Origin of the sequence: Williamsia phyllosphaerae (assembly GCF_014635305.1) — a bacterium.
GTDB classification, from domain to species: Bacteria; Actinomycetota; Actinomycetes; order Mycobacteriales; family Mycobacteriaceae; genus Williamsia_A; species Williamsia_A phyllosphaerae.
Window position 1 is genome coordinate 814,860 of the sequence record NZ_BMCS01000003.1, and the last position, 7,940, is coordinate 822,799.

The 7,940-nt window shown below is 68.8% G+C and carries 6 protein-coding genes; 1 reads left to right on the forward strand and 5 read right to left on the reverse strand.

Annotated features, from left to right (window positions below):
• From IEV93_RS22365 to IEV93_RS22385, 5 genes are all read right to left on the reverse strand, one after another.
• Positions 1-972, reverse strand: coding sequence for an NAD kinase (locus IEV93_RS22365; RefSeq protein WP_188493346.1), 972 nt, complete (start codon positions 970-972; stop codon positions 1-3).
• A 1-nt stretch (position 973) separates the two neighbouring features.
• A complete protein-coding gene (locus tag IEV93_RS22370) occupies positions 974-1,876 on the reverse strand; it encodes a TlyA family RNA methyltransferase (RefSeq protein ID WP_188493138.1) in 903 nt (300 codons plus the stop codon).
• A gap of 6 nt (positions 1,877-1,882) precedes the next feature.
• Positions 1,883-2,155 carry a hypothetical protein gene (locus IEV93_RS22375; protein WP_188493140.1) on the reverse strand — a complete coding sequence of 91 codons (273 nt, stop codon included), beginning with the start codon at positions 2,153-2,155 and terminating at the stop codon, positions 1,883-1,885.
• Positions 2,152-4,371 (reverse strand): HAD-IIA family hydrolase, encoded by a 2,220-nt coding sequence (locus IEV93_RS22380; protein ID WP_188493142.1) that lies wholly within the window; start codon positions 4,369-4,371, stop codon positions 2,152-2,154. Before IEV93_RS22380 ends, IEV93_RS22375 begins: the two co-directional genes overlap by 4 nt.
• Before the next feature lie 132 nt (positions 4,372-4,503).
• Entirely contained in the window at positions 4,504-5,796 is a 1,293-nt protein-coding gene (locus IEV93_RS22385) for a helix-turn-helix domain-containing protein (RefSeq protein ID WP_188493144.1), read from the reverse strand.
• A gap of 160 nt (positions 5,797-5,956) precedes the next feature.
• On the opposite strand from IEV93_RS22385, the gene IEV93_RS22390 reads away from it, so the two are divergent.
• Positions 5,957-7,813: a flavin-containing monooxygenase gene (locus IEV93_RS22390; RefSeq protein WP_188493146.1), complete on the forward strand. Its 1,857-nt coding sequence runs from the start codon at positions 5,957-5,959 to the stop codon at positions 7,811-7,813.
• Positions 7,814-7,940: the final 127 nt, after the last annotated feature.

The following is a 7,940-nucleotide window of genomic DNA, read 5'->3' on the forward strand; positions in this document are numbered from 1 at the left end:
TCACACCTGCCTACCCCGCCACCCGGTGACGGGGAGATCGAATTTCGTCACCAACCGGTCGGCGAACGGATCGGAGTCGATCCGGACCCACCGCACCGGTTGCTTTCCACGAACCGCCTCGACCCGGGCCCCCGCGGGGACCTGCAGCGTCCGACGTCCGTCGCACGCGACTATGGCATGCTGCCCCGACCGTTCGACCTCGATGGCGATGACGGAATTGGGACTTGTCACCAGGGGGCGGGTGAACAATGCGTGCGCGTTGGACGGGACGACGAGGATTGCCTCGAGGTCCGGCCACATCACCGGACCGCCCGCGGAGAACGCGTACGCGGTGGATCCGGTGGGGGTCGAGATGAGCATGCCGTCGGCTCCGAACGCCGCGACCGGCCGACCGTCGACCTCGGCCACCATCTCCAACACACCCTGACTGCGGGGGTTCTGGATGCTCGCCTCGTTGAGCGCCCAGCTGCGATCGAGCACGGTGCCGTCGAGGGTGATCGCGATGTCGAGGGTCATACGGTCCTCGACCCGGTAGTCGCCGGAGATGAGCTGTTCCATGACGGCGTCGACCCGTTCGGCCTCGGCCTCGGCCAGGAACCCGATCCGTCCCAGGTTGATCCCGAGCACGGGAACCGCAGTGGGATAGGCGAGCTCGGCGGCCCGCAGGAACGTCCCGTCACCACCGAGGACGATCACGACCTCGCATCCGGCCGCCGAATCCTCGTCGCCGGAGGTGATCGCGACGTCGGCCCCCATGCTGCGCAGCTCGACCGGGTCGACGGGATGGATGTTGGGCACCCCGGATCCGGATCCGGGGTGGGCACCGCGCATGTCGTGATCGACGATACGCAGGCCGATGCCGGCGTCGCCGCAGTGTCGGGCGATCGCGGCCAGGGTGTCGGTGACGATCTCCCGCCCCGTGTGAGCGACCACCAGGAACTCACGGTCCTGTGTCACTGTGCACCCGCGCAGCTCATTGAGGCCCCTTCTCGATTGCTGTCGTTATCGCAGCGAGCGTCTCGTCGTCGAGCTCACTGCTGCGGTCGGCGTGCTCGTCCGGGACACCGCCGAGCAGGATGTCCTCTGCTTCTACGTCGGGAACCGAAACGGTTCCCTCCTTGCGCAGCCACAAGAAGTATTCAACATTTCCCGACGGGCCCGGCAGCGGGCTGGCCACCACCCCCATCGTGCGTAGTCCCAGTGCCTGTGCACGGGCCGCCACCGCGCTGACCGCCCCGGCCCGCAGCGCCGGATCGCGGACCACGCCGCCGGTCCCCACGCGTTCCTTCCCCACCTCGAACTGGGGTTTGACCATCGGCAGCAGATCGCCGCCGGGCGCGATGCACCGCGCGAAGGCGGGCAGGACCAGACGCAACGAGATGAACGACAGGTCCGCGACGATCAGCTCGACCGGGCCACCGATGTCGTCGGCGGTGAGGTGGCGGACGTTGACGCGATCGCGGACATCGACCCGTTCGTCGGACTGCAGCCGCCACACCAGCTGTCCGTAGCCGACATCGGCGGCGACCACCTGCGCCGCACCACGTCGCAGCAGGACGTCGGTGAAACCTCCGGTGGACGCGCCGGCGTCCAGACAGCGTCGTCCCTCGACCCGCACTCCGCCCGATCCCGAGGCATCGGGGGCGAACGCGTCGAGCGCACCGATGATCTTGTGCGCACCGCGCGACGCCCATTTCTCGGTGTCGTTGTCGGTCAACAGGATCGGGGTGTCGCGGGAGACGTTGGTGGCCGGCTTGGAGGCCCGCACACCGTTGACGCTGACCTGTCCGTCGGTGATCAGATCACGGGCCTGCTCACGCGAGCGCGCCAGACCGCGACGGACGAGCTCGGCGTCGAGACGGGCCCGGGGTGCCACTACCGCTCACACACGGTCGAGTTGCTCCAGGGTCGCGGTGAGCACGTCGTGCGCGCGTTCGAGGAGCTCGGCCTGCGTGTCCAACGTCGACAGGTCGGCGCCCGGTTCGGTGTCACCGCCGAGATCGTGGCGGTCCTGCGCCGCACGTCGCACCTCGTCGACCTGCGCGGTGTACTCGCGCACATCCCGCTGGATCTGCGACGGATCGATGGCGGAGCGCTCGACGACCGGCGACGGAGTCGGCGGTCCGGGCCTCGGGCCCGGGATCGGTTGGTTCATCGAGACCCAACGCTATCGGAGTCCAGCCCGTACCGGCGCAGCGCCGCAGAGGCGGTGTCGTCGGTCGCGGTGAACGAGATGTCGCCGGGTTCGCGGTCGGCGAGGGTGTCGGATCCCCAGGCCGCGCTCAACAGTGCGGGCAGCAGGGAGTCGGCGTCGGCGCCGTCGGTCGATCCGACGGTGATCGGTGACGCGGACACGTCCACCGTCCACCCGGAGGCGGACGCGATCGCACTGGCGGAGACCGGGGCGCGCAGCGCGGCCAGGTCGGGCGCGATGTGGGTCGGACGGTGATCGGGGGCGGCGCACATGGCGTCGGCCACGGTCGCCACACCGGTCAGCACGAGCAGGCTGTCGGCGCCGATGGTGTTGGCGCCGGCGATGTCGGTGTCGAGACGGTCGCCGATCACCAATGGATGCGACGCACCGCTGCGGTCGAGCGCGTCGCGCATCAGCGGGGCGGCCGGCTTCCCGGCGACGAGCGGGGTCTTCTGTGTCGCGTTGGCGACGGCGGCGACCATCGATCCGTTGCCCAGCATGAATCCCCGCTCGGACGGCAGCGTCGGGTCGATGTTGCAGGCGATCCACAGGGCGCCGGCGTTGATCGCCAGGACGGCCTCGGACAGTTGCGCCCACCCGGTCTCGGTCGAATGTCCCTGCACCACCGCGGCGGGTCGGTCGTCGGCGCTGCGGGTCACACCGATCCCCACCTCCCGGATCTCCTGTGCGAGGCCGTCGGTGCCGATGACCAGTGCTCGCGAGCCGGGCTCGAGGTGTTCGGCGAGCAACCGGGCGGCGGTCTGCGCACTGGTGACCACCTGATCGGCGTCGGCGTCGAAACCGAGGTCGGTGAGATGTTCGGCGACCTCGGGGGCCCGGCGACTGGCGTTGTTCGTGACGAAGTAGATCGGCTGGGTGGCCGCGCCCAAGGCGTCGGTCGCCCCGTCTATCGGGCGGCTGCCTGCGAACAACGTGCCGTCGAGGTCGAAGAGCAGAGCGTCGTAGCCGTCAGCCAATCCGTCGGGGCGGGGGGCAGCGTCGTTCACGGTGTCCTCGTCGGTCGTGGCCGGCGTCTGCGGCGCGGTGTCGTGTATCTCGGTCACGGGTTCCGGCTCGGCTGCGACCACGGGGGCGGCCACGGTGTCCTCGACCGCGGTCGGCGTGGGGTCCGGTTCCGGAGCGGGCTCCGGTTCGGGGGTTGCCGCGGGTTCGGGAGTCGACTCGGGTTCGGGAGTGGGCTCCGGGGTGGGCGTGCGCGTCGGCTCGGGACTCGGCTCCGGTTCGGGCGACGCGGCGGCCTCGGCGAACTCTGCTTCCTCCTGCGCCATCTCGGCCGCGAATCGCTCGGGATCGGTGAGCTCGGTCAGTCGCAATTCGGCGTCGGTCACATCGTCGAGGTCGGCCGCGGCCGCGTTCATGAACCAGGTGATCGCGTCGTCTTCCCGTCCGGCCGCCTGCAGGGCCGTGCCGTACGCATAGAACAACCGGGCGGGGCCCGTTCCGCTCTGCCCCGGGTCGAGGCCCGCGGACTGCAGAGTCACCACGGCCTTGTCGAACTCACCGAGATCGATCCGCGCCCCGGACTCGACGATCTTCATCTCGATGGCCTCGTCGCCGGTGAGGGTGCGGCCCTCGTCGCTGCGCGCGACGTCGATGGCGCGATCCGGACGCCCCAGTCCACGTTCGCAATCGGCGATCAGGGGCAGCAGGCTGGTGCCGCCGGACATGCGTCGGGCCGCGCGGAGTTCCGACAGCGCCTCGGTCCACTCCTGGGCGTTGTAGGCGGCGATGCCCGCCGTCTCGCGGACGACGGCGATGCGGCCGGCGCGCTGACGCGCCGCTCGCGCGTGCTCGAGGGCGAGGAGCGGGTCCTCCTCGAGCAGCTGGGAGGTCATGATGAGGTGTCGCGCGACGGTGTCGGCGTTGGTGCGATCCAGCGTCAGCAGATCACGGCGGACGGCCGGGTCGAGATCCTGCGGGACGACGTTCTCGGGCAGCGGCGGCTCCGGCGGGCGGTTCGCGGATCCCCCGCGACGCTGCTCGCCACGGTCGCGGTCCCGCGGCGGGCGACCGTCACGGTCACGAGCCGGGCGTGCGTCGCGACCTGCGCGCGGATCCCGGTCGGAGCGGCCTCGTCGGTCCGACGGCGCTCCGCGGCCCTGTCCACGATCGTCGGAGCTGTGTGCACGGGAAGGTCGGTTGTCCCGATCGGTCATGGCGGTCCTCTGGTCTCGACGATCCGCAAGCCGGATCCACGCTGTGAAGTTTGTCGGCTCAGCATATCGGGGGGCCGTCCGACCGACCGAATCGTGCGCGCACAGCCGCTCCCGCCACCGCGGGGGCGTCGATCAGGCGATGCGGGCGCGGCGGATGGCCGGGGCGGTCGACTGCGGCAGCAGACGCGCGCGATCAACCGGTAGCAGCAGATCGACCTGGGCGTCCTCGGGGTACCGGTAGGGGTTGCCCAGCACGATGCCCGCGAGCTGACGGCGCAGACGCGACATCTCGGCGCGCACGGTGATCGCCTTGCCGTCGTCCCCGAACAACGCCTCGGCCATCTGCGGTGCCGTCTGCCCGGACCGATGCGTCGCCAGGAGGTAGAGGATCTCGGCGTGACGCGGCGTCGGTTCGTGGGTCCAGGCGCCGGCCCGGCCGGCGACCTGCAGCATCGGACGCAGCGGGTCCCGCAGATCGACGTCGATCTGCGTGGTACCGGCATCGCGTGGGTCGCTCGCGTCGTCGAAGACCCGGACGAGCCAGCCGCCCGGCAACGGTTCCAGATCGCAGGCTCCGAGCGCGGGCACCCACATCCGTCCCGACGCCGCGGTCTCGGGCAGCAGGACACGGGTGTGCGGAGCCAGCGAATCCACCGCGGCCACCCACCCGTGCCCGTCGACGGCCATGGCCGGTCCGGTCATCCGCGCCAACATCGGTGCCGCCACCGAGCGCAGACGGTCCAGCGTGCGGCGGTGCAGCTCTCGCAGGTGCGACTCGGCCAGCTTGGCCACCACATCGACCAGGGCGACCGTCGTCGGGTGGATGGTCGAGGCCGGGCCGCTCACGTCCACAGCGCCGATGACGTCACCGGTCCGGGGATCGTGGATGGGCGCGCCTGCGCAGGTCCACGGGTGGTGGCTGCGCGAGTAGTGCTCGGCCGAGAAGATCTGTACCGCCCGTCGCGACACCAGCGCGGTGCCGATGGCGTTCGTACCCACCGAGTTCTCCGCCCAGTCGGCGCCCTCGACGAACCCGAGGCGATCGGCCTTGCTCAACACCTGGGTCGACCCACTGCGCCACAGCACACGACCGCTGCGGTCGGCGACCACGAGGATGTTGTCACCGTCGGTGATGACCGTGTCGAGTCCACGGGCGAGGTCGTCGATGACCTCGGTCAGCCCCGATTCGTGTCGGTGCATCTCGAGATCGCCCGCTGCCACCGGCGAACCGGTGTCGGGCTGTTGATCGGGACTGATGCCGAGCGACATGAGGCGTTCCCACGATTCCCCGATGAGCGTGCGCGGCCGGGCCGGGGACTTGTCGCCCGCCATCGTCGCGTCGTAGACCGCGGTCAGGATCTCTGCGTACTTGCGCGGGTCATCGCCGGGTAGCACTGCGGGTTCGGGAGCGGCTGGCGATGTCATCGTCGGTCCAGTGTGCTCCCGGTCACACGTGGCTCGCAATCCACCGGCCGTGTCGTGGGCGATGCAACGCACTGCAACTCTTGTCCCCCGAGCGTCTCGGGGCTGTGCTGTGGGTCACAGGTCGGTTTGTGTGACCGGCCGTGTCCACGAAGGAGTGATGATGACCCAGACCATCGAACCGCAGACTGCGCAGCAGTCGGGGACGGCCGCGGTGATGGATCCGCAGGCGCGTGTCGACGCCTGGCTCGACGCATTCGAGACCGCGTTGTCCACCCGCGACATCGAGCGAGCGGCCGGCATGTTCGCCACCGACAGCTTCTGGCGCGACCTGGTGACCTTCACCTGGAACCTGACCACCGTCGAGGGCCGCGACGGGATCTCCGACATGCTGACCGAGTGCCTGATGACGACCGACCCGTCGGGCTTCCACACCACCGAGACGCCGGAGCACGCCGACGGCGTGATCTCGGCGTGGATTGCGTTCGAGACGTCGACGAGCCGCGGCAAAGGACATCTCCGCCTCCGCGTCGACCCCGACGGTGGACCGGACCTCGGATGGACGCTGCTCACCACGATGCAGGAACTGAAGGGCTTCGAGGAACGGCAGGGCCCGACTCGTGTCCAGGGTGCCGTGCACGGGTCGAACGCTGACGCACAGACGTGGGCCGAGCAACGGGCCGCCGAGGAGAAGGACCTGGGTTACTCGACGCAGCCCTACGTGTTGATCGTGGGCGGTGGACAGGGCGGGATCGTCATGGGTGCGCGCCTACGCCAACTCGGGGTCCCCGCACTGGTGGTCGACCGTGCACAGCGCCCCGGTGATCAGTGGCGCGGCCGGTACAAGTCGCTGTGTCTGCACGACCCGGTCTGGTACGACCACCTGCCCTACCTACCGTTCCCGGCGAACTGGCCCGTCTTCGCCCCCAAGGACAAGATCGCGGACTGGCTCGAGATGTACACCAAGGTGATGGAGGTGCCGTACTGGACGTCGACCACCGCGGAGTCGGCCGAATACGACGACGAGAGCGGCACCTGGACGGTGGTCGTCGACCGGGACGGCGAGAAGGTCGAGCTGCATCCGGAGCATCTGGTGATGGCAACCGGTATGTCGGGCAAGGCCAACATCCCGCAGTTCCCCGGGATGGACGAGTTCGAGGGCGAACAGCACCATTCGAGCCGGCACCCCGGACCCGACGGGTTCGTCGGGAAGAAGGTCGTCGTCGTCGGATCGAACAACTCCGCTCACGACATCTGTAAGGCGCTCTACGAGACCGGCGTCGATGTCACCATGCTGCAGAGGTCGTCGACTCACATCGTGAAGTCGGATTCGCTCTGCGAGATCGCGCTGGGCGATCTCTATTCCGAGCGTGCGGTGAACAGCGGCATGACCACGCAGAAGGCGGACCTGACGTTTGCCTCGTTGCCGTACCGGATCATGCACGAGTTCCAGATCCCCGTGTACCAACAGATCGCGGAGCAGGACAAGGATTTCTACGACCGTCTCGAGGCCGCCGGCTTCAAACACGACTTCGGAGACGACGGCTCAGGCCTGTTCATGAAGTACCTGCGCCGCGGTTCGGGCTACTACATCGATGTCGGTGCGGCCGAGCTGGTGGCCGACGGCAAGATCACATTGGTGGGCGGTCAGGTGGAGCGTCTGACGAAGAACTCCGTCGTCCTGTCCGACGGGACCGAACTGCCGGCGGATGTCGTCGTCTACGCGACCGGATACGGATCGATGAACGGATGGGTTGCGGATCTGATCGATCAGGAGACCGCCGACAAGGTCGGTAAATGTTGGGGCCTGGGTTCCGCCACGACCAAGGATCCGGGGCCCTGGGAGGGCGAGCAGCGCAACATGTGGAAGCCGACCCAACAGGATCATCTGTGGTTCCACGGTGGAAATCTCCACCAGTCGCGGCACTACTCGCTGTACCTCGCTCTGCAGATCAAGGCGCGCTACGAAGGCCTGCCGACCCCGGTCTACGGCATGCAGGAAGTGCATCACCTGAGCTGATGTCCGCCGGCTGACAGACAAAAGAAATGAGGCCCCCTGACCGAAGTCAGGGGGCCTCATTCAAGTTGTGTTCGGCGGTGTCCTACTCTCCCACACTGATTAGGGTGCAGTACCATTGGCGCTGGAG